The sequence below is a fragment of the Actinomadura sp. NEAU-AAG7 genome (assembly GCF_018603865.1).
In the GTDB taxonomy this organism is placed as follows: Bacteria; Actinomycetota; Actinomycetes; order Streptosporangiales; family Streptosporangiaceae; genus Spirillospora; species Spirillospora litoris.
In genome coordinates this window covers 106,406-125,932 of record NZ_JAHFZY010000002.1, presented here as the reverse complement: position 1 = coordinate 125,932, position 19,527 = coordinate 106,406, and the positions used below count along the sequence as shown (strand labels likewise).

Here is a 19,527-nt window from a genome sequence, read left to right as displayed (position 1 = left end):
TCAGTCGCTCCAGGGCTTCCATTCGGCGGTGTCGATGTCCACGTCGAACGGTTCGGGGAGCCGGATGGTCTCGCCGAAGTCCCACGAGTCCTCGTGCAGGTACGCGGCGGAGCCCTGGTCGGGGATGGAGAACAGGACGGAGCGGGCGATTTTCGGGGAGCGGTCGATCAGCAGGTAGTAGGGGACCTCCGCCGTCGCGTAGCCGTTCCACTTGTTGTTCCGCCCCCGCTCGCCGGGCCGCCGGTCGTTGCCGGCGTTCCCGGGGGAGGTGACCTCCACGACGAGTTCGACCTGGTCGGGCACCAGGGTGCGCACCCGGGAGCGCCGGGCGGCCAGGTATACGGCTTCGTCCAGGACGACCAGGTCCGGAACGAATCCCGCGCCGATGCCGACGAGCGACAGGCCGGTCCCCTGATCGGTCCGCCACGGGAAGCCGGCGCGGGCCCCATGGGCGTGGGCCATGGCATATGAGATATCGCCGATGATGGCGTTGTGCTCGAACGCCGGTGGCGGTGACACGACGACCCTTCCTTCGATGACCTCGACGCGATGCCCCTCGGGGGCGTGGACGAAGTCGTCGAGTTCACCGCGGGTCCACATGTTGTAGGCCGTGTCCGGGAGGGACATACGACCCACATGATCGACCATCGTCACTTTGGGCGACTCCTTCCTCACGTTCTGCTCCGGTCATCGTAGGGAACGCGTGCTCGGAGTGTATGCGGAACGTCACAGGTCAGCGGCGGAGTCTGGTGACGAACTTGTACCGGTCTCCCCGGTAGAGGGACTGGGCCCACTCGACGGGCTGCCCGGTCGTGTCGAAGGCGTGCCGGGAGAGCAGGAGCATGGGCAGGCCCACGTCCACGCCGAGGAGCTGCGCGTCGTGGGGGGTGGCGAGGACGGTCTCGATGGTCTCATCGGCCTCGGTCAGGTGGACCTCGTAGGCGGTGGCGAGGGTCTCGTAGAGGGAGTGGTGCCGGGACAGCTCGCGGCGCAGGCCGGGGAAGCGGCGGGCCGGGAGGTGGGAGGTGTCGATGGACATCGGCTCGCCGTCGGCGAGGCGGAGCCGGTGGACGCGCAGCACCCGTCCCCCCGGACGGATGCGGAGCAGCGAGGCGAGGCGCTCGTCGGCGCTGACGTAGCCGGCCTCCAGGATGCGGGTCTCGGGCCGCAGCCCGTGGTGCCGCATGTCCTCGGTGTAGCTGACCAGTTGTAGCTCCTGGGAGACCTTCGGCTTGGCGACGAAGGTGCCCTTGCCCTGGATCCGCTGGAGCCGGCCCTCGACGACCAGCTCGGCGAGGGCCTGCCGGACGGTCGTCCGGGACGTCTCGTACTTCTCGGCGAGCGCCCGCTCAGGCGGCAGCGGGCTGCCCGGCGGCAGCGACTGGATCAGCTCGACGAGCAGCTCTTTCAGCTTGTAGTACTTCGGTATGCGCGGCGCCTGGTTGGCGTGGTGCTTGGCGATGTCCCCCAGCGTGGCCCTGTCGAATCCGTGGTCGAATCCGCCCCCGTGCCGGGGCCCGCCCCTGACCTCCGTCACGGCATCTCCTCACGTTCATCATCGGTTTTCCCCGATGTTATGCGTGAAGACTACGGGCGGTAGAGCCCGCGATCTCCGCCAGGGCCGCCGCGAGGCGTGTGAGGTCCGGCTCGCTCAGCGTGGCGCGGGCGGTGAGCCGCAGGCAGGCGCGCCCCTTGGGGACCGAGGGAGGCCGGAAGCAGCCTACGCGGACGCCGTGCGCCGCGCAGGTTTCGGCCGCCCGCAGCGCGGCGTGCGGCTCGCCCAGGAAGACCGGGACGACGGCGGCGGCCGGATCGGCGGTCTCAAGGCCGGAACCGGCCGCGAGGTTTGCGAGCGCGCGGGCCCGGTCGCGCGCGCGGGCGGGCAGGTCGGGCTCGGTCTCCAGGACGTCGAGCGCGGCGAGCGCGGCGCCGATGGCGGGCGGGTTCAGGCCGGTGTCGAAGATGAACGCGCGGGCGGTGTCGACGAGCGTGTCGATCACCTCGGGCGCGCCGAGGACCGCGCCGCCCTGGGACGCCAGGGACTTCGACAGCGTCAGCGTGCGGATCACGTCCGGTTCGGCGGCGAGGCCGGCGGCGTGGACGGCGCCGCGTCCGTGCTCGCCGACGACGCCGAGCGCGTGCGCCTCGTCCACCACGAGGAGGGCGCCGTGCGCGCGGACGGCCCGGTGCAGGCCGGTGAGGGGCGCGAGGTCGCCGTCCACGGAGAACACGGCGTCGGTGACGACGACGGCGTGCTCCTCCTCGCGCTCGGCGAGGGCGCGTTCGACGGCGGCGGCGTCCCGGTGCGGGGCGATCGCGACGCGGGCCCGCGAGAGCCGGCAGGCGTCCACGATCGAGGCGTGGTTGACCTGGTCGGACACCACCAGCGTGCCGGGCCCGGCGAGGGCGGTGACGGCGCCGAGGTTGGCGAGGAAGCCCGAGGAGAACACCAGCCCCGCGGGGGCGCCGCCGAACGCGGCGAGCCGCCGGTCGAGCTCGGCGTGCAGCTCGGTCGTCCCGGTGACCAGGCGCGACCCGGACGATCCGGTGCCCCACTCGCGCGCCGCCGCGACCGCGCCCGCGGTCAGCCGCGGATCACCGGCGAGCCCGAGGTAGTCGTTGGACGCGAGGTCCACCAGCCCGTCGTGATCAGGTGTGCGGGGGCGCAGCGCGCGGCGCAGCCCCGCCTCCGCGCGGCGCGCGGCGGCGTCGCGGAGCCGGGCCAGCGGGTCTCCCGTTGCGGACATACCGGAAATCCTCCCAGGCCGCGCGCGGAGGGGGACGCCGTACCCGTCCAAAAACCCATGGGCGATGATGGTCGGGTGCCTACCTTGACCGATCTGGTGCGCGACCACACCGACCTCACCGAGACCGATGTGGAGTGGCTGCACGCGCTGGTGTCGGACTGGCAGCTGCTCGCGGACCTGTCGTTCGCCGACCTGCTGCTGTGGGTGCCGCTCCGGTCGGCGGACGTGCTGCCCGCCGAGACCGGGTCCGGCGGCCCGTCCCGCCGCCAGCCCGTCGCGCTGGACACCGGCGCCGCCGTCCCCGGCTGGGTGGCGATCGCGCAGATGCGCCCGACGACCGGCCCGACCGCCTACCCCGAGGACCTCGTCGGCAAGGTCGTCCGGACGGGGCGGCGCGGGCTGATCGACGTGGCCTGGCGGGAGCGGCGGATCGTCCGGGAGGGCGATCCGGAGTGGGGGAGCGGCATCCCCGTCCGGGAGGAGTCGATCCCGGTAAGGCGCGGCGCGAAGATCCTCGGGGTGATCCAGCGCAGCACGAACCTCAGCTCGGCGCGCACCCCGAGCCGCCTGGAGCTGACCTACCTCCAGAGCGCCAGCGACCTCGCCAAGATGATCTCCGAGGGCCGGTTCCCGGTGCCGGGCGAGGAGCCGAACCTCGTCCGCTCGCCCCGGGTCGGCGACGGCCTGATGCGGCTGGACCGCTCGGGCAGGGTCAGCTACGCCAGCCCGAACGCCCAGTCGGCCTACCGCCGCCTCGGCTTCCCCGCCGACCTCGTCGGGGAGTCGCTCGGCCAGGTCACCGCCGACCGGTGCGACACGGGGGAGCCGCTGGAGGAGGCCCTGAGCGTCGTCCTCAGCGGCCGGGCGCCCCGCGAGGTGGAGGTCGAGGCGCACGGGTCGGTCATGCAGTTGCGGACGATCCCGCTGGTCGTCGGCGGGACGCGGATCGGCGCGATCGTGCTCTGCCGGGACGTCACCGAGCTGCGCTGGCGCGACCGGGAGCTGATGACCAAGGACGCCACGATCCGCGAGATCCACCACCGCGTGAAGAACAACCTCCAGACGGTCGCGGCGCTGCTGCGGCTCCAGGCGCGGCGGCTCCAGATCCCCGAGGGCAGGGCCGCGCTGGACGAGGCCGTCCGCCGGGTCGGGTCGATCGCGATCGTCCACGAGACCCTCTCGCACACCCCCGACGAGCTGATCGACTTCGACGACATCGCGGACCGCGTGATCACGATGGCGGGGGAGGTCTCCACCCCCGAGACCAAGGTCACCCCGAAGCGCACCGGCAACTTCGGCGTCCTGCCCGCCGAGGTCGCGACGCCGCTCGCGATGGCGCTGACCGAACTCCTCCAGAACGCCCTGGAGCACGGCCTGGCGAACCGGTTCGGAACCCTGGAGGTGGCCGCCCGCCGCTACGGCGCCGGGGGGCCGTCCCCCGCCCCGGACCCGAACGACGTCTCCCTCTGGGGCGAGTGGCCCACCGCGGGCGAGCACGCGCCGCAGAAGGAGACCCCCGCCGACGGACGCCGCCTCGTGGTGGTCGTCGCCGACGACGGGAAGGGCCTGCCGCCCGACTTCGACGTGGAGAGCAGCGACAGCCTGGGCCTACAGATCGTCCGAACCCTGATCGTGGGCGAACTGGGCGGCCGCCTGGACTTCCGCCCCCGCCAGGGCGGCGGCACGGAAGTGGTGGTCGACGTCCCGGTGGAACAGCACCACAGGCCGGGCCCGCGTTCTTAGAGCAGCGCCCTAGCGTGCCGCGCCGAGGGCGCGCCTGTTGACACGGCGCTTGAGGGCGCGGCGCTCGTCTTCGCCCATGCCGCCCCAGACGCCGGAGTCCTGGCCGGACTCCAGGGCCCAGCGCAGGCAGGCGTCGGTGACGTCGCAGCGCTTGCACACCTGCTTGGCCTCCTCGATCTGCAGGATCGCGGGCCCGGTGTTGCCGATCGGGAAGAACAGCTCGGGGTCCACGTCACGGCAGGCTGCGCGGTGGCGCCAGTCCATGCGGTCCACTCCTTCGTCAGGTGGTGGAATCACTCCACTTTTGTGAACGGTTTCACATGTCGCGAACACCCGGAGCGGCGGTGGTGGCCAGGTCCAGGGGTCGTTGTTCGGCGGCGGTGCGAGCAGGTGGCTGACGACGTTGGGCCCCTGTCGGCCGGCGCACTTTGAGCGTGTCAGCAGGGCGCGGGCAGACGCAAGACCCTTGAGAAAGGATTCTCAAAGTATGGGTGTCGCATGTGTCACATCGGTGGGTCGGCCCTGTTGCTTTGTCGTTAACAGATGGGCCGGACGGCCTCATATGACGATGCGGATGGCCTTCGGTACCGATCGGAAGGTGATGAGCTCCTGCTCGCCAAGGTAGTCGCCGTCGAGCTGAAAGGCCACGGGCCGCTCCGCGCGCAGTGTGATCTCCGCCGCGTCGTGCACGTTCACCACGTGACGTCCCTGGACGGGACGGGTGCGGGGGGTCATCATCCGGGCCAGCGCGGCCAGCGTCGGCGCCGCGTCCAGCGTGCGCGTCGCGAACACGTCGAGGCCGCGCGAGAAGTTCGCCTTGGGGCTCGGATTCACCGGCACCGGGCCCATGAAAGTCCACGGCGCGGTATTGGAGATGAACGCCATGAAGACCCCCGATTTCGTTGGGCGCCCCGGCACTTCCATCGTTAGGGCGGGACGCCGCCGATCGGTCCCGGAGAAGAAATGGCGGATGGCGGTCCGCACATAGAGCGACGGGTCGGCCTTCGCTCCCGCGCCGCGCCGCCGCTCCACCTCCCGGACGACCTCCGCGTCGAACCCGACGCCGCCGCAGAAGGTGAAGTAGCGCTCGGTCCCGCCGGGGTGGCAGGCCGTCCCGAGCCCGACCGTGCGGTACCGGCCCGCGCGCAGCGCGTCCAGGACGACCCGGGTCGCGCCGATCGGGTCGCCTGGAAGCCCCAGCGCGCGGGCGAACACGTTGGCGCTGCCGATCGGCAGGACGGCCAGCGCCGGGAGGTCGGGCGAGGGGCCCTCCGCGAGCAGCCCGTTCACCGCCTCGTTCACGGTCCCGTCCCCGCCGAGCGCGATGACCGCGTCATAGCCCTCCAGCGCGGCCCGCCGCGCGATCTCCGTCGCGTGGCCGCGGTGGGCCGTGTCGGCGATGACGAGGTCGAGGTCCCCGGAGAAGGCCCGCACGAGGAGGTCGCGGGCCCGCCGGGAGGTCGAGGTCGCCTTGGGGTTGGCGATCAGCATGGCGCGCACGGCGCCAGCGTATCGACCGTTCCGACGCGCTTTTCCACGTGGCGGTCCCGGGACGTGCCGCCGGGAGGGGGCGAGTAGGGTTTCAGGTTGTGACGAAGCGTCCGTTCACCGTGCAGGCAGCCGCCGCCCTGGAGGCCGCGGAGGGCCTCGCCGCCGTCGGTTTCGGGGTGTTCACCGGCATCGAGACGGTGGCCGGCTCCGCCGTCGACCCCGTCAGCGCGGTCGGGGTCACCGTGCTCGCCCTCGTCGGCGGCGTCGCCATGCTCGGCTGCGCCCGCGGGCTGCTGCGCGCCGACCAGTGGAGCCGCGCCCCCACGGTGCTCACCCAGCTGTTCGCGCTGCCCGTCGCGTGGTCGCTGTGGCAGAGCGAGCGCCCCGAGATCGCGATCCCGATGGGCGCCGCCGCCGTCCTCGCGCTGATCATGGTGCTCAGCCCGCCGAGCACCGCCTGGCTCGTCGAGGACCCGCAGGAGCAGGGCCCGGACGAGGAGGAGGACGCGGACGGCGCGGACGCCGCCCCGCGTTCCGGTGGCCGGTCGCCGCGTACCGGCCGCTGATCCTCGGTCCGGCCGCCGCCCCCGGCCACTGGTCACTCGTCGGCCGTCAGGCCCTCCCGCAGCTGGGCGAGCGTCCGGGCCAGCAGCCGCGACACGTGCATCTGCGAGATCCCCAGCTCCGCCGCGATCTGCGACTGCGTCATGTTGCCGAAGAACCGCAGCAGCAGGATCTTCTTCTCGCGGGCGGGCAGCTTCTCCAGCAGCGGCTTGAGGGACTCGCGGTACTCCACGCCCTCCAGCGACTCGTCCACCATGCCGAGCGAGTCCGCGACCGCGGGGGCGTCCTCGTCGCCGGAGTCGGGGGCGTCGAGGGACACCGTGGAGTAGGCGTTCGCCGACTCCAGGCCCTCCAGCACCTCCTCCTCGCTCATCTGCAGGTGCGCCGCCAGCTCGCTGACGGTCGGGGCACGCCCCTCCCGCTGCGCCAGGTCGCTGATCGCCTTCGTCAGCGACAGCTTCAGCTCCTGGAGCCGCCGCGGGACGCGGACCGCCCAGCCCTTGTCGCGGAAGTGCCGCTTGATCTCGCCGACGATCGTCGGCGTCGCGTAGGTCGAGAACTCCACCCCGCGCCCGAGATCGAACCGGTCGATCGACTTGATCAGCCCGATCGTCGCGACCTGGATCAGGTCGTCCAGCCACTCGCCCCGGTTGCGGAAGCGGCGGGCCAGATACTCCACCAGCGGAAGGTGCAGCTCGACGAGCTGGTCACGGATCCGCTGCCGCTCCGGGTCGCCCTCCGGCAACTCCGCCAGACGCTCGAACAACGCGCGGGCCCGCGCGCGGTCGGGGACCGCGCTCTCGGACCGCTCGTTGCCGGAGCCCGCGATGGTCGTCTTCTCCGTCACGGGGCCCCCGCCGCACCCCGGCGCTTCTGCAGCGTCACGGTGACCCGGTCGTCGGAGCCGACCTGGGCGTCGACCTCGCCCGCCAGCGACGACAGGACCGTCCAGGCGAAGGTGTCGCGGCTCGGTTCCTGGCCGTCCACCGTCAGCACCGCCACCGAGATGCGCACCGCATCGCCGGTCAGCTCGAACTCGCAGGTCAGGTCGGTTCCGGGGACGGCCTGCGCGAGCAACATCGCACAGGCCTCATCGACCGCGATGCGCAGGTCCTCGATCTCGTCCAGCGTGAAGTCGAGCCTGGCCGCGAGACCGGCCGTCGCGGTTCTCAGAACCGAGAGGTAGGCACTCGCGGCGGGCAGCTTCACCGTCACCACATCGCGGACGGACAACTGTGTACTGGCGGGCATTGCAGCGGTTTCCTCGGTCACGTCACTCCCTCGCAGGATGGTCCTGCTGCTTCCGAAACTACCGCCTTCCGGCCGTGCTGCGAGACTCCGCGTCCGCGTGTTTGAGGTCTTTATTGCAGGGACCTGGGCGTCAGGCGCTGGACGCCTTCCTCCGGCGGCCCCTGCGGCGATCGCCGGCATCGCTTCGAACGCGGTGTTCATTGCGTTGCCCTTGGCGTCGGCGCTGGGGCGCCTCCTTCGGCGGGTATCGCGGCGATCGCTGGCATCGCTCCGAACTCGGCTTGCGGCTCGCTCCGCGATCAGGCCCTCGCGGTGTTCATTGCGTTGCCCTTGGCGTCGGCGCTGGGGCGCCTCCTTCGGCGGGCATCGCGGCGATCGCTGGCATCGCTCCGAACTCGCCTAGCGGCTCGCTCCGCGATCAGGCCCTCGCTTCGCTCGTGCCTGCCTTCGGACGCGATCGCAACCTTTCCGGTGGGTGGAAGGCGGGGTTGCCACGGGTCGGCGCGTGGTGCTGTCTGCCCCTGGTACGCCTTGGCTCGCCCGGCCGCTGCGGTGACCGGCGGTGGGGCTGGGGATGTCACGTTTTGGTGGGGGTGGTTCGTCTGTGTTGGTGTGATCGTTTAGGACGCTCCGGCCAGCGGCCCGTCCCTTCCGTCCACGGCGGAGCCGCTCCTCGCGCGCCCCCGGATGTCCCCCGTCCGGGGGCGCGCCCTTCGGGCGTCCCGGCCATCCGGGCTGCTCCAATAGTCTGGAACGTGTGATTCGAACTGCGACGGCCGATGACGTTCCCGCGATCCGGCGGCTGATCCGCGACCTGGCGGAGTACGAGCGGTCCCTGCATGAGGTGAAGGTCACCGAGGAGCAGTTGCGGGCCGGCCTCTTCGGGGACGAGCCGCGCGTGTTCGCGCACGTCGCCGAGCATGACGGGCGGGTCGTCGGGTTCGCCCTGTGGTTCCTCACCTTCTCGACGTGGGAGGGCGTCCACGGGATCTACCTGGAGGACCTCTACGTCGATCCCGGCGTCCGGGGGCACGGGTACGGGAAGGCGCTGCTCACCGAGCTGGCGCGCGTCGCCGACGAGAACGGGTACGCGCGGGTCGAGTGGGCCGTGCTGAAGTGGAACACCCCCGCCATCGGCTTCTACGAGTCGCTCGGCGCCCGTCCGCAGGACGAGTGGAGCGTGTACCGGCTCACCGGGGACGCGCTCGCCAAGCTCGCCCGCGCCTGAGGCCCGCCCCGGGGACGGGCCTCGCGCGTGTCACCACGTGGTGGGCTTGTCCTTGGTGTAGAGCCAGGCGTCGAACAGGCCGTCCAACCGCTTGTGGGAGATCCGCTCGGCGAGGTCGATGAACTGCTCGGTCGTCACGTTGCCGTCGCGGTGCGCGCTCGTCCACGCCTTCAGGAGGGCGAAGAAGGCCCGGTCGCCGACGCGGTCGCGCAGCGCCTGGAGCGTCATGCCGCCGCGCCAGTAGGGGGTGAGGGTGAACAGCTCGTCCGTGCCGGGGTCGCCCGCCTCGCGGTCGCGCCAGAGCTCGTTGTAGTACGGCCAGTCCTCGGTCTTGCCGTAGAGGTTGTCGAAAGTCTGCTTCGCGGACGGGCCGCCATGCTGCTCGTCCCACAGCCACTCGGCGTAGGTCGCGAAGCCCTCGTTCAGCCAGATGTCCTTCCACCGCCGGACGCTGACGCTGTCGCCGAACCACTGGTGGGCCAGCTCGTGGACGATCGTCGGGGTGTCGGGCCGGTAGCCGTAGATCGGGCGGCTCTGCGTCTCCAGCGAGAACGCCACGTCCACGCCGACCCGGATGCCGCCGGTCGAGGCGAAGGGGTAGCGGCCGAGGACCTTCTCCTCCCAGTCGATCGCCTTGATCGTGCCCTCGTGGATCGTCTTCAGCTCGTCCGCGCGGTTCGGCGCGACGGCGGTGATGACCGGGATGCCGCCCTCGGTGCGGCCCTTCCGCACGGTGAACTTGCCGATGGCCAGCATCGCGAGGTAGCTCGCCATGGGGGAGCGCTCGTTCCACACGAACGTGGACCTGCCGCCGCGCGTCCACTCGCCGCCGGGCTCGCCGTTGGACAGCACCTGCGTGCCCTTCGGGACCGTCACGCGGTAGGTGTAGGTCGCCTTGTCGGTCGGGTGGTCGTTGCTGGGGAACCAGGTGGACGCGCCGTCGGGCTCGCTCACGACGTACGCGCCGTCGGGGGTCCTGATCCAGCCGAACTCGCCGAGGTCGGGGCGCCTCACCGACTTCGGCGTGCCCGCGTAGGCGACGGTGACCGTGAAGCGGGTGCCCTTCCGCAGGCCCGCGCGCGGGGTGACGACGAGTTCCTGGCCCTTACGGGTGAACCGCGCGTCCCTGCCGTCCACCTGCACGCTGCTGACGGTGAGCTGCTTCAGGTCGAGGTCGAGGCGCGACAGGTCCTGGGTCGCGCGGGCCTTGATGCGCGCGGTCGCGACCAGCGCGTTGGAGGCGGGGGTGTAGTCGAGCGACAGGTCGTAGTGGGCGACGTCGTACCCGCCGTTCCCCTCCTGGGGGAAGTACGGGTCGCCCGCTCCGGGGGCGCCGGGGGTGAAGCGGTGACCGTGGGACGCGGCGGTGGCGGGGGTCGTGGGCGCCACGAGGCAGGCGATGGCGAGCGTGACCACCACCGTCGATCGGACGGGTCTGATGGGCATGATTCGTCCTCTCTCTGACTGTGCGCCATAGAAGATCACGCCGTGTCGTGAAATGTCAGTCTTATCCCGAATATGCCGTGGGGGCCGTCCGAAACGGACGGCCCCCACGACCCGACGCGAACCGCGTCACGCCTGCTTGGTCTCCCAGAAGATCTTGTCGATCTCCGCGATCTTGCCCAGCAGCTCCTCGGCCGCCTTGACGTCCATGCTCCCCTTGGTGCCGGACGCGCCGGCGAGCTTGGTCGCCTCGTTGAACAGCTGGTGGAGCTGCGGGTACTTCTCGAAGTGCGGCGGCTTGAAGTAGTCGGTCCACAGCACCCACAGGTGCTCCTTGACCAGCTGCGACCGCTGCTCCTTGATCAGGATCGCGCGGGCGCGGAACTCCGGGTCCTCGTTGGCCGCGTACTTCTCGGCGATCGCCTTGACCGACTCGGCCTCGATCCTGGCCTGCGCCGGGTCGTAGACGCCGCACGGCAGGTCGCAGTGCGCGGAGACCGTGGTCTTCGGGCGCAGAAGCTTGAGCAACACCTGCGATTCCCTTCCCTCGTTTCGGATCATGCTCAGGTCACCGACATTACCCTCGCGGCCCAGAGCCCGTCCGGGCAGGGCGCTCGGTAATTCGGCCTAGGACCCGGACGCCGGAGCCGTCCGGAACCCTTCCGGTAGCGTCATCACCGGAGAGTGCCGGAGTATGCGGACGGGAGGGGAGCCGTGCCGATCCTCACGCGCCGTTCCGCCGCGCTCTGGGCGCTGCTGGGCGCGGTGCCGTTCGTGCTGCTCCGGGGGCGCGGGAGGCTGCGCGCGGTCGCCGTGGAGGGCGACTCGATGCTGCCCGCGCTGCGGCCCGGCGACTGGCTCCTCGTGCGCGTCGGGGGGCGCGTCGCCGCCGGCGACGTCGTCGTCGCCCGGCATCCGGAGCGTCCCGGCCTGCTCGTGGTGAAACGGGCGGCGTACCGCGCGGACACCGGATGGTGGCTGGAGAGCGACAACCAGCGCGCCCCAGGCCGCAGCGACAGCTGGGACTTCGGCGCCGTCCCCGACACGCTGGTCGTCGGACGCGTCGTCGCCCGCTACTGGCCGCCGTCCCGCGCCCGACGGCGGATCGACACCAGCGGCACGCTCGGCGGGCAGCCCGCGGGCATGCCCGGCCGTCCCGCGCAGCGCTCGCAGCGGTAGCGCGGCGCCCGCTCCGTCGCGGGGGTGAGGTAGGCGCGTTCGCAGCCCTCGGCGCGGCACACGCCGAGCGCGTCGATGCCCCGCGAGCTGATCCGGGCGGCCAGGCCCATCGCGGCGCGGGCGGCGCACCGGTCGGGGACCGAGCCGTCCTCGTTGAGGTGCAGGTGCCAGCCCTGGCCGTCGTGCCGGGTCACGATCGGATGCACGGGGTAGCGGATGAGCAGGGTGTTGAGGCGCTCGATCGCGTCCAGTTCGTCGCCGCGCGCGGCGGAGACGAAGACGGCGCGCAGTTCGGCGCGCAGTTCGCGCATGGCGTCCAGATCGCGGCGCGCCGTCCGACCCGCGAGGTACGGCCGGCGCAGCAGCAGGGCGCGCAGCCCTTCGAGATCACGCAGCTCGTCCCGGTGGGGGCGGCACGTGTTCACGAGATCGACCGCCAGGTCCGCGTAAGAGGCGAGGTCCACATTCGCTCCCGACGGGGGTCAAACCTGATCGTCGAATCCCCAGGATTCATTCCCCCGTGGTGAGAATTACACCGTCACTTTTAGGCCGGACTACCCGCGCCCCAGGTGGGACGCGGGCAGTCCGGAAAAGGACAGCGGAATTGGTCCTGCGGATCAGACCCGGTTGACCCCCTCCGCGCGGGCCTGGGCGGCGACGGCGTCCGCCACGGCGGGGGCGACCCGCGCGTCGAACGGGCCGGGGATCACGTAGTCGGCCGTCAGGTCGTCGCCGACGATGCCGGCGAGCGCGGTCGCGGCGGCCAGCTTCATGCCCTCGGTGATCGAGTGCGCCCGCACGTCCAGCGCGCCCCGGAAGATGCCGGGGAAGGCCAGCACGTTGTTGATCTGGTTCGGGAAGTCGCTGCGGCCGGTCGCCACGACCCTGGCGTGCCGCCGCGCCACCTCCGGCGGCACCTCGGGCGTCGGGTTGGACAGCGCGAACACGATCGCGTCCTCCGCCATCGTCGCGACGCACGACTCCTGGACGGTGCTGCCCGACAGCCCGACGAACACGTCGGCGCCGCGCAGCGCCTCCTCGGTGGAGCCGGTCAGCCCCGCCTTGTTGGTGATCGCGGCGATCTTCTCCTTGGCGGGGTTCAGCCCGTCCCGCCCCTGGTAGACCAGGCCCTTGCTGTCCGACAGCGCGAGGTCGCCGATACCGGCCTCGACCAGGATCCGCGACACCGCGATGCCGGACGCGCCCGCCCCGGCCACGACCGCGCGCAGCTCCGAGAGCGGCTTGCCGACGAGCCGGGCCGCGTTGGTCAGCGCGGCGAGCGCCACGATCGCGGTGCCGTGCTGGTCGTCGTGGAAGACCGGGATGTCGAGGGCGGCGCGCAGCCGGTCCTCGATCTCGAAGCACCGGGGGGCGCTGATGTCCTCCAGGTTGATGCCGCCGAAGCTCGGCGCCATCGCGGCCACGGTGTCGACGATCTCCTCGACGTCCGTGCAGTTCAGCGCGATCGGCACCGAGTCGAGCCCGGCGAACTCCTTGAACAGCAGGGACTTGCCCTCCATCACCGGCATGGAGGCGGCCGGGCCGATGTCGCCGAGCCCGAGCACGGCGGTGCCGTCGGTCACGACCGCGACGACCCTGGAGGTCCAGGTGTAGTCGTAGGCCAGTTCCGGGTTGTCGGCGATCGCCGTGCACACCCGGGCGACGCCCGGCGTGTAGGCGAGCGAGAGGTCGTCGGCGTTGCGGACGGGTATGGTCGAGCGCATCTCCAGCTTCCCGCCGCGGTGCAGCGGGAAGGCCGGATCATCGTCAAGATTTCGTTCCTGGGTGGAATGGTTCCGCGTGTGATTTTTCTGCGTGGGAATGGCCTCAGCAGCCACAGCGACCCCTGTCTGTGAATGTTGGCTTTCGGGCGATGCCGCCGCGGTGGTGGCGGACTGGTGGCCGGTCACCTGGTGGACATCTCGCGACGCACGGGGGTCACCCGTTGCCCGATTGTGTCATATCCCCCTCCGCCTTCTCCGGGGAATGCGCGGTGGCGGAGGTCACCCGGAGCGCGTGCCCCGGCCGTTGCGAGGTCGGGGCGCGATGGTCGCTTGAAGTAGTTGCGCGGGCGCTGTGAGTGGGCAGGGACGGGAGTGACGTACGGGCAGGCTTCGTCGTTGCGTGATTGTTTCGGAGCCTTTATCCAGATCAGGGATGTTGTACGCAAAAATGTGCACCTGCCCCCCGGGCCCGTCCGGATCCGGGGGAATCACCACTGGAGGGGGACCCGTGACCACCGGTTCTCTGCGCCGCCGCGCCGTCGCCGCGTCCGCGCTCGTGCTGACGGGCGCCCTCGCGCTGTCGGCGTGCGGCGAGAAGAAGGAGTCCACCGAGCCGACGGCGTCGATCACGCCGAAGGGCGGCCCGGACAGCAAGCTCGCGGCTTTGGTCCCGGCCGAGATCAAGGCCGACGGGGTCATCAAAATCGGCTCCGACACCACCTACGCCCCCGCCGAGTTCCTCGACAACAACAAGGTGGTCGGCTTCGACGTCGACCTGTTCGACGCGGCCGCCGCCAAGCTCGGGCTGAAGACCCAGTGGAACACCACGCCGTTCACGGGAGTGATCACCGGCGTGAAGTCCGGGAAGTACGAGGCGGGGATCTCCTCGCTCACGATCAACCCGGAGCGGCTCAAGGACACCGAGATGGTGAGCTACTTCAACGCGCCCATCCAGTGGGTGGTGAAGAAGGGCAACCCGCTGGGCATCCAGGTGGAGAACCCGTGCGGGAAGAAGGTGGCGGTGCAGACCGGCACCGTCGAGGTCCCCGACCTCCAGAAGCGGTCGAAGGACTGCAAGGCCGCGGGCAAGCCCGAGATCAAGATCGACCAGTTCCAGGACCAGAGCACCGCGACCGCCGCGGTCGCCTCCGGCAAGGACGACGCGGGCACCGCCGACTACCCGGTCTTCGTCGACGCCGTCGACAAGTCCAGGGGCCAGCTCGAACTGCTCGGCGACCCCTACGGGCAGGCGCCCTACGGCGTCGCGCTGAAGAAGGGCCAGACGCAGTTCGCCCAGGCGATCGCGGGCGCCTACAAGGCGATCATCACCGACGGGACCTACCAGCGCGTCCTGGACAAGTGGAAGGTCGGCAAGGGCGCGATCACCGACCCGGCCGTGAACCCGAAGGTCTCCTGACCGCATGTCGGACGAAGAGAAGCCCGAGGCGCCCGACCTCGTGAAGCCGGACGGGGCGCGGCCCGAGGCCATCAAGGCCGTGCCCGTCCGGCACCCCGGGCGCTGGATCGCGGTGGCCGTGCTCGCGGTCCTGGCCGCGATGTTCGTGCACATGCTGGTCACGAACAAGCAGTTCCAGTGGTCGTTCATCATCGACAACGCCTTCCGCCCGAACGTCATCGAGGGCGTGCGGACCACCGTCCTGCTGACGGTGCTCTCGATGATCATCGGCGTGCTGCTGGGCATCGTGCTGGCGGTCATGCGGCTGTCGGGCAACCCCGTCCTCAGCGGGGTCGCGTGGGTCTACACGTGGTTCTTCCGCGCCGTGCCCCGGCTGGTCCTCGCGGTCATGTTCGGCAACATGGGGATCCTGTACGCCAAGTACCACGTCGGCGGCGTCCCGTTCGCGGGCCAGCTCGGCGACGCGCTCGGCGTGGACATGGACGCCACCCTGTTCACCGTCGACGCCAACACGATCCTGACCGGGTTCATGGCCGGCCTCCTCGCGCTCGCGCTGTCGGAGGGCGCCTACATGGCCGAGATCGTCCGGGCCGGCATGCTGTCGGTGGACCCCGGGCAGAACGAGGCGGCCGGCGCGCTCGGCATGTCCCGGATGCTGGCGATGCGGCGGATCGTCCTGCCGCAGGCCATGCGGGTGATCGTGCCGCCGACCGGCAACGAGACGATCGCGATGCTCAAGGACACCGCGCTGGTGGCCTTCGTCCCCGTCAACAACGAGCTGTTCTTCCAGCTCAAGGCGGTCGGCGACAAGTCGTTCAACGTCTTCCCGATGCTGGTGGCGGCCTGCATGTGGTATCTGCTCCTGTCCAGCTTCCTGCTGGTCGCGCAGTACTACCTGGAGCGGTACTTCGCCCGCGGCAGCGGGATTCCCGAGAACAGGCGCGCCGGGCTGCGCGCGCTCGGCTTCGGCAGCGGCGGAGGAGGGGCATGAGCGGGCCGGACGGCGCGGAGGGCCTGATGGTCAAGGCCGAGGCGGTGCACAAGCACTTCGGCCGGCTGGAGGTGCTCAAGGGCATCGACCTGGAGGTCGCGCCCGGCGAGGTGATGTGCGTGCTCGGCCCCTCCGGGTCGGGCAAGTCGACGTTCCTGCGGTGCGTCAACCACCTGGAGAAGATCGACGCCGGGCGGCTGTGGGTGAACGGCCACCTGATGGGCTACCGGCAGAAGGGCGACCGGCTCTACGAGCTGCGCGACCGCGAGGTCTCCGAGCAGCGCCGCGAGATCGGCATGGTGTTCCAGCGCTTCAACCTGTTCCCGCACATGACCGCGATGGAGAACGTGTGCGAGGCGCCGGTCCACGTCCGGCGCAGGAGCAAGGCCGAGGCGCGCGAGCGCGGCGCGGCGCTGCTGGAGCGGGTCGGGCTCTCCGACAAGACCGACAGCTACCCCTCGCAGCTCTCGGGCGGCCAGCAGCAGCGGGTCGCGATCGCCCGCGCGCTCGCGATGGAACCCAAGCTGATGCTGTTCGACGAGCCGACCTCCGCACTGGACCCCGAGCTGGTCGGCGAGGTCCTGGAGGTCATGAAGCAGCTCGCGCTGGACGGCATGACCATGATCGTCGTGACGCACGAGATCGGGTTCGCGCGGGAGGTCGGCGACACCCTCGTCTTCCTGGACGGAGGTGTCGTGGTGGAGAAGGGCACGCCCGAGGAGGTCATCTCCAACCCCCGCAACCGCCGCACGCAGGACTTCCTCTCCAGGGTCCTCTGACCCGGACGGCGGACGGCCCGCCCTCTCCGCCCGGAGCGGGGGCGGGCCGTCCGGCGTGCGCGCGGCGGGTTAGTGTGCCGTGCATGTTCGCTGTCACAGCCACGCGCATCGACGCAGACGATCCACTGAACGGGCTGACGCTCGGCGAGCGGCCCGACCCCGAGGTACCGGACGGCTGGACGACCGTCACGGTGAAGGCCGCCGCGCTCAACCACCACGACCTCTGGTCGCTGCGGGGCGTCGGGCTGCCCGCCGAGCGGCTCCCGATGATCCTCGGATGCGACGCGTCCGGGGTGGACGAGGACGGCAACGAGGTCATCGTGCACGCGGTGGTCGGCGACCCCGACCGGGGCGGCGGGGACGAGACCCTCGACCCGAAGCGGTCGCTGCTGTCGGAGTCGCACCCGGGCACGCTCGCGGAGAAGGTGGCGGTGCCGCGCCGCAACCTCGTCCGCAAGCCCGCGGAGCTGTCGTTCGAGGAGGCGGCCTGCCTGCCCACGGCGTGGCTCACCGCCTACCGGATGCTGTTCGACAAGGCCGGGGTGGAGCCGGGCGGGTCCGTGCTGGTCCAGGGCGCGGGCGGCGGCGTCGCCACGGCCGCGATCGCGCTGGCGTCGGCGGCGGGCCTGCGCGTCTACGCGACCAGCCGCAGCGAGGCCAAGCGCGCGCGGGCGCTGGAACTCGGCGCGGACGCGGCGCTGGAGTCCGGCGCGCGGCTGCCCGAGCGCGTGGACGCGGTGATCGAGACGGTCGGCCAGGCGACCTGGTCGCACTCGCTGAAGGCGCTGCGCCCCGGCGGACGGGTCGTGGTGTCGGGCGCCACCAGCGGCGCGGTGCCGCCCGCCGACCTGAACCGGGTGTTCTTCCTCCAGCTCCAGGTGGTCGGCTCCACGATGGGGACCCGGGGGCAGCTGGAGCGGCTGGCGGGCTTCCTGGTCAAGTCGGGCGTCCGCCCGCCGATCGACCGGGCGCTGCCGCTCGACCGGGCCCGGGAGGGCTTCGCCGCGATGGCGGAGGGCGACCTCTTCGGCAAGATCGTTTTCACGACCTGAGTACGGCCCGCGCCCGCGGGCCGGCGGCACGGCCCGCGGGCGTCAGCGGTCGCGGAAGACCTCGTTCCGCATCCGCTCGCGGGTCTCCTCCAGGAGCCGCTGGCAGGCGGCGAGGCCGTCCTCGTCCAGACCGGACCTCTTGGCGCCCTTGCGGACGTCCTCGACGAACTTGCGGAGCAGGCGCTCCAGCTTGAGGCGCGCGACGTCCTCGCTGGTGCCGGTCGCCGTCCGCCAGGCGTCCTCCCAGTTCTGCCGCCACTCCTCCTTCCACGCCTGCCTCTGCTCGCGCCAGTGCTCCCTCTGCCGCCTCCACTCGTCCTTCTGGCGCTCGGTCGACTCCTTCCAAGCGTCCTTGGAGGTGGTCTTGCCCTGGTCGCGCATGTCGCGCGCCGCCTGGGTCAGCTCCTCGCGCAGCGACCGGACCGTCTGCCGGACGTCCTGCTGGACGCCGCGCGCGAACTCCTGCGCCGAGGCGGTGATCTCCTCCTCCAGCTCGGCCAGCTCGTCCATCCGCCGTTCGAGCTCGTCGCGGCCCTTGTCGGTCAGCGAGTACACCTTCTTGCCCTTGACCACCTCGTGGGTGACCAGGCCCTCGGACTCCAGCCGGGCCAGCCTCGGGTAGATCGTTCCGGGCGAGGGCGAGTACACCCCGAGGAAGCGGTCCTGGAGCAGCCGGATCACCTCGTAGCCGTGCCGCGGGCTCTCCTCCAGCAGCTTCAGCAGGTACAGCCGCAGGCGACCGTGGCCGAATACGGGGCTCACGTCACTTCTCCATTCGGGGTTCGGCGATCTCCGGCTCGTCGTCCTCCCGGCCGAGGAGGGTGACGGGGCCCGACACCGTGTTGACCGTGAGCCGTCCCGCGCCGTCGCCGATGGTGCCGGCGACGCCGCGCATGACGGCCCGCTCCCGCTCGCCGAGCCCGGCGAACGAGGTCTCGATGCGGCCGGTGGCCGAGGTCAGCGCGACCTCGGCGCCGGCGGACTCCGGGACGCGCAGCGCGACCTCGCCGGAGACCGTGTTGACCTCGACCCGGCTCGCGCCGACGAGGTCCATGTCGGCGGCGACGCGGCCGCTGACCGTGCGGGCGGCGAGGCGCTCGACCGACCCGCCCGCCAGCGACAGGTCACCGGACACCGAGGTGAACGACACCGTACCGTCCAGCCCCTGCGCCTCGATCGCTCCGGACACGGTGTTCGCGTCGACCGCGCCGCGCACCCCGTCCAGCGTCACCCCGCCGGAGGCGCTCTTGATCGACGTGCGGGCCGCCACGCCCGTGATCAGCGCGTCCGCCGACACCAGCGTGAGGGAGACGGGGCAGTCGCGCGGGACCGTGACGGTGATCGAGGCGTGCACCCGCTGGGTGCGCAGCCACGACAGCACGCCCTCCCAGATCCGCTCGTGCGTGATCGTGAGCATCCCCGCCTCGTGCCCGACCAGCAGCGGCGGGCCCGCCACCTCGCCGACGATGACCGAGGGCCGCTCGTCGGAGGCGAGCACCGACACGCTTCCGGCGATCAGCGTCGTCCGCAGCGCCACCACCCCGTCGAAGCCGAGGGTGGTCGGTTCGTCGATCGTCCAGCGCGACATCGCGGTAGCCCTTCGTCAGACGCCCTGCCAGTAGACACGATATGTCGCGTTCCTCGGAAGTCAAGATGTATCGTGTCTCCGCCGCCGGGCGGGCGTCGGCCCTCGCCGCCCTAATCCCCGTCCTCGTCCTCGTCCTCGTCGTCGAGGCGGGCCAGCCAGGTCGCCAGCCGGTCCACCGGCGTCTCGAACTCGGGGTTGAGGTCGACGAACTCGCGGAGCCGCTCGGCGAGCCAGGTCAGGCTGACCTCCTCGGCCCCCCGGCGGTCGGTGAGCTCCTCGATCCCCCGATCGGTGAAGTACATGGCGTTCTCTCTCCAGGCCCCCTCCGGG

General features: G+C 71.4%; 22 protein-coding genes. 8 read left to right on the top strand and 14 right to left on the bottom strand.

What is annotated here, in order from left to right; genetic code table 11:
- The 3 genes from KLI87_RS09970 to KLI87_RS09960 form a co-directional block, all read right to left on the bottom strand.
- Nucleotides 1–627 (bottom strand): Uma2 family endonuclease, encoded by a 627-nt coding sequence (locus KLI87_RS09970; RefSeq protein ID WP_214616747.1) that lies wholly within the window; start codon nucleotides 625–627, stop codon nucleotides 1–3.
- Between the two features lie 106 nt (nucleotides 628–733).
- Nucleotides 734–1,462 carry a GntR family transcriptional regulator gene (locus KLI87_RS09965; protein ID WP_214617373.1) on the bottom strand — a complete coding sequence of 243 codons (729 nt, stop codon included), beginning with the start codon at nucleotides 1,460–1,462 and terminating at the stop codon, nucleotides 734–736.
- A gap of 112 nt (nucleotides 1,463–1,574) precedes the next feature.
- A complete protein-coding gene (locus KLI87_RS09960; RefSeq protein WP_156221900.1) occupies nucleotides 1,575–2,747 on the bottom strand; it encodes an 8-amino-7-oxononanoate synthase in 1,173 nt (390 codons plus the stop codon).
- Nucleotides 2,748–2,822: 75 nt separating this feature from the next.
- Between KLI87_RS09960 and KLI87_RS09955 the strand changes: the two genes are divergently transcribed.
- Nucleotides 2,823–4,490, top strand: coding sequence for a sensor histidine kinase (locus KLI87_RS09955; RefSeq protein ID WP_214616746.1), 1,668 nt, complete (start codon nucleotides 2,823–2,825; stop codon nucleotides 4,488–4,490).
- Between the two features lie 9 nt (nucleotides 4,491–4,499).
- On the opposite strand, the gene KLI87_RS09950 is transcribed toward KLI87_RS09955, so the two are convergent.
- Nucleotides 4,500–4,754 carry a WhiB family transcriptional regulator gene (locus KLI87_RS09950; RefSeq protein ID WP_156221904.1) on the bottom strand — a complete coding sequence of 85 codons (255 nt, stop codon included), beginning with the start codon at nucleotides 4,752–4,754 and terminating at the stop codon, nucleotides 4,500–4,502.
- 294 nt (nucleotides 4,755–5,048) lie between these two features.
- Nucleotides 5,049–5,990 (bottom strand): diacylglycerol kinase family protein, encoded by a 942-nt coding sequence (locus tag KLI87_RS09945; RefSeq protein ID WP_214616745.1) that lies wholly within the window; start codon nucleotides 5,988–5,990, stop codon nucleotides 5,049–5,051.
- 89 nt (nucleotides 5,991–6,079) lie between these two features.
- On the opposite strand from KLI87_RS09945, the gene KLI87_RS09940 reads away from it, so the two are divergent.
- Entirely contained in the window at nucleotides 6,080–6,547 is a 468-nt protein-coding gene (locus KLI87_RS09940) for a hypothetical protein (RefSeq protein ID WP_214616744.1), read from the top strand.
- Between the two features lie 32 nt (nucleotides 6,548–6,579).
- Here KLI87_RS09940 and KLI87_RS09935 read toward each other — a convergent pair whose 3' ends face one another.
- Together KLI87_RS09935 and KLI87_RS09930 are read right to left on the bottom strand one after the other, a co-directional pair.
- Nucleotides 6,580–7,392, bottom strand: a complete 813-nt coding sequence (locus KLI87_RS09935; protein WP_214616743.1) for an RNA polymerase sigma factor SigF — start codon at nucleotides 7,390–7,392, stop codon at nucleotides 6,580–6,582.
- Entirely contained in the window at nucleotides 7,389–7,817 is a 429-nt protein-coding gene (locus KLI87_RS09930) for an anti-sigma factor (RefSeq protein ID WP_214616742.1), read from the bottom strand. Before KLI87_RS09930 ends, KLI87_RS09935 begins: the two co-directional genes overlap by 4 nt.
- A 736-nt stretch (nucleotides 7,818–8,553) precedes the next feature.
- Here KLI87_RS09930 and KLI87_RS09925 point away from each other — a divergent pair.
- A complete protein-coding gene (locus KLI87_RS09925; protein WP_214616741.1) occupies nucleotides 8,554–9,024 on the top strand; it encodes a GNAT family N-acetyltransferase in 471 nt (156 codons plus the stop codon).
- 30 nt (nucleotides 9,025–9,054) lie between these two features.
- Here the strand turns inward: KLI87_RS09925 and KLI87_RS09920 are convergent, their stop codons facing one another.
- Together KLI87_RS09920 and sodN are read right to left on the bottom strand one after the other, a co-directional pair.
- Nucleotides 9,055–10,470 carry a M1 family metallopeptidase gene (locus KLI87_RS09920; protein WP_214616740.1) on the bottom strand — a complete coding sequence of 472 codons (1,416 nt, stop codon included), beginning with the start codon at nucleotides 10,468–10,470 and terminating at the stop codon, nucleotides 9,055–9,057.
- Between the two features lie 126 nt (nucleotides 10,471–10,596).
- Nucleotides 10,597–10,998: a superoxide dismutase, Ni gene (gene sodN / locus KLI87_RS09915; RefSeq protein ID WP_214616739.1), complete on the bottom strand. Its 402-nt coding sequence runs from the start codon at nucleotides 10,996–10,998 to the stop codon at nucleotides 10,597–10,599.
- A gap of 183 nt (nucleotides 10,999–11,181) precedes the next feature.
- On the opposite strand from sodN, the gene sodX reads away from it, so the two are divergent.
- A complete protein-coding gene (gene sodX / locus KLI87_RS09910) occupies nucleotides 11,182–11,646 on the top strand; it encodes a nickel-type superoxide dismutase maturation protease (RefSeq protein ID WP_308165929.1) in 465 nt (154 codons plus the stop codon).
- On the opposite strand, the gene KLI87_RS09905 is transcribed toward sodX, so the two are convergent.
- Together KLI87_RS09905 and KLI87_RS09900 are read right to left on the bottom strand one after the other, a co-directional pair.
- Nucleotides 11,541–12,110: an ABATE domain-containing protein gene (locus KLI87_RS09905; RefSeq protein WP_214616738.1), complete on the bottom strand. Its 570-nt coding sequence runs from the start codon at nucleotides 12,108–12,110 to the stop codon at nucleotides 11,541–11,543. The genes sodX and KLI87_RS09905 overlap by 106 nt on opposite strands.
- Nucleotides 12,111–12,263: 153 nt before the next feature.
- Nucleotides 12,264–13,484 carry an NADP-dependent malic enzyme gene (locus KLI87_RS09900; protein ID WP_372492368.1) on the bottom strand — a complete coding sequence of 407 codons (1,221 nt, stop codon included), beginning with the start codon at nucleotides 13,482–13,484 and terminating at the stop codon, nucleotides 12,264–12,266.
- Nucleotides 13,485–13,878: 394 nt separating this feature from the next.
- Here KLI87_RS09900 and KLI87_RS09895 point away from each other — a divergent pair, with 394 nt between their 5' ends.
- The 4 genes from KLI87_RS09895 to KLI87_RS09880 all read left to right on the top strand — a co-directional run bounded on the left by KLI87_RS09895 (nucleotide 13,879) and on the right by KLI87_RS09880 (nucleotide 17,609).
- Nucleotides 13,879–14,787 (top strand): ABC transporter substrate-binding protein, encoded by a 909-nt coding sequence (locus KLI87_RS09895; protein WP_214616737.1) that lies wholly within the window; start codon nucleotides 13,879–13,881, stop codon nucleotides 14,785–14,787.
- A gap of 4 nt (nucleotides 14,788–14,791) precedes the next feature.
- A complete protein-coding gene (locus KLI87_RS09890; protein WP_214616736.1) occupies nucleotides 14,792–15,778 on the top strand; it encodes an amino acid ABC transporter permease in 987 nt (328 codons plus the stop codon).
- Nucleotides 15,775–16,557: an amino acid ABC transporter ATP-binding protein gene (locus KLI87_RS09885; RefSeq protein ID WP_281378241.1), complete on the top strand. Its 783-nt coding sequence runs from the start codon at nucleotides 15,775–15,777 to the stop codon at nucleotides 16,555–16,557. Before KLI87_RS09890 ends, KLI87_RS09885 begins: the two co-directional genes overlap by 4 nt.
- Before the next feature lie 83 nt (nucleotides 16,558–16,640).
- Nucleotides 16,641–17,609: a zinc-binding dehydrogenase gene (locus KLI87_RS09880; protein ID WP_214616735.1), complete on the top strand. Its 969-nt coding sequence runs from the start codon at nucleotides 16,641–16,643 to the stop codon at nucleotides 17,607–17,609.
- Between the two features lie 42 nt (nucleotides 17,610–17,651).
- On the opposite strand, the gene KLI87_RS09875 is transcribed toward KLI87_RS09880, so the two are convergent.
- The 3 genes from KLI87_RS09875 to KLI87_RS09865 form a co-directional block, all read right to left on the bottom strand.
- The gene (locus tag KLI87_RS09875) at nucleotides 17,652–18,371 is read right to left on the bottom strand and encodes a helix-turn-helix transcriptional regulator (RefSeq protein ID WP_214616734.1); all 720 of its coding nucleotides are present in this window, start codon (nucleotides 18,369–18,371) and stop codon (nucleotides 17,652–17,654) included.
- Between the two features lies 1 nt (nucleotide 18,372).
- Nucleotides 18,373–19,197: a DUF4097 family beta strand repeat-containing protein gene (locus KLI87_RS09870; RefSeq protein ID WP_156221920.1), complete on the bottom strand. Its 825-nt coding sequence runs from the start codon at nucleotides 19,195–19,197 to the stop codon at nucleotides 18,373–18,375.
- 110 nt (nucleotides 19,198–19,307) lie between these two features.
- Nucleotides 19,308–19,499, bottom strand: a complete 192-nt coding sequence (locus KLI87_RS09865; protein WP_214616733.1) for a DUF6104 family protein — start codon at nucleotides 19,497–19,499, stop codon at nucleotides 19,308–19,310.
- Nucleotides 19,500–19,527: the final 28 nt, after the last annotated feature.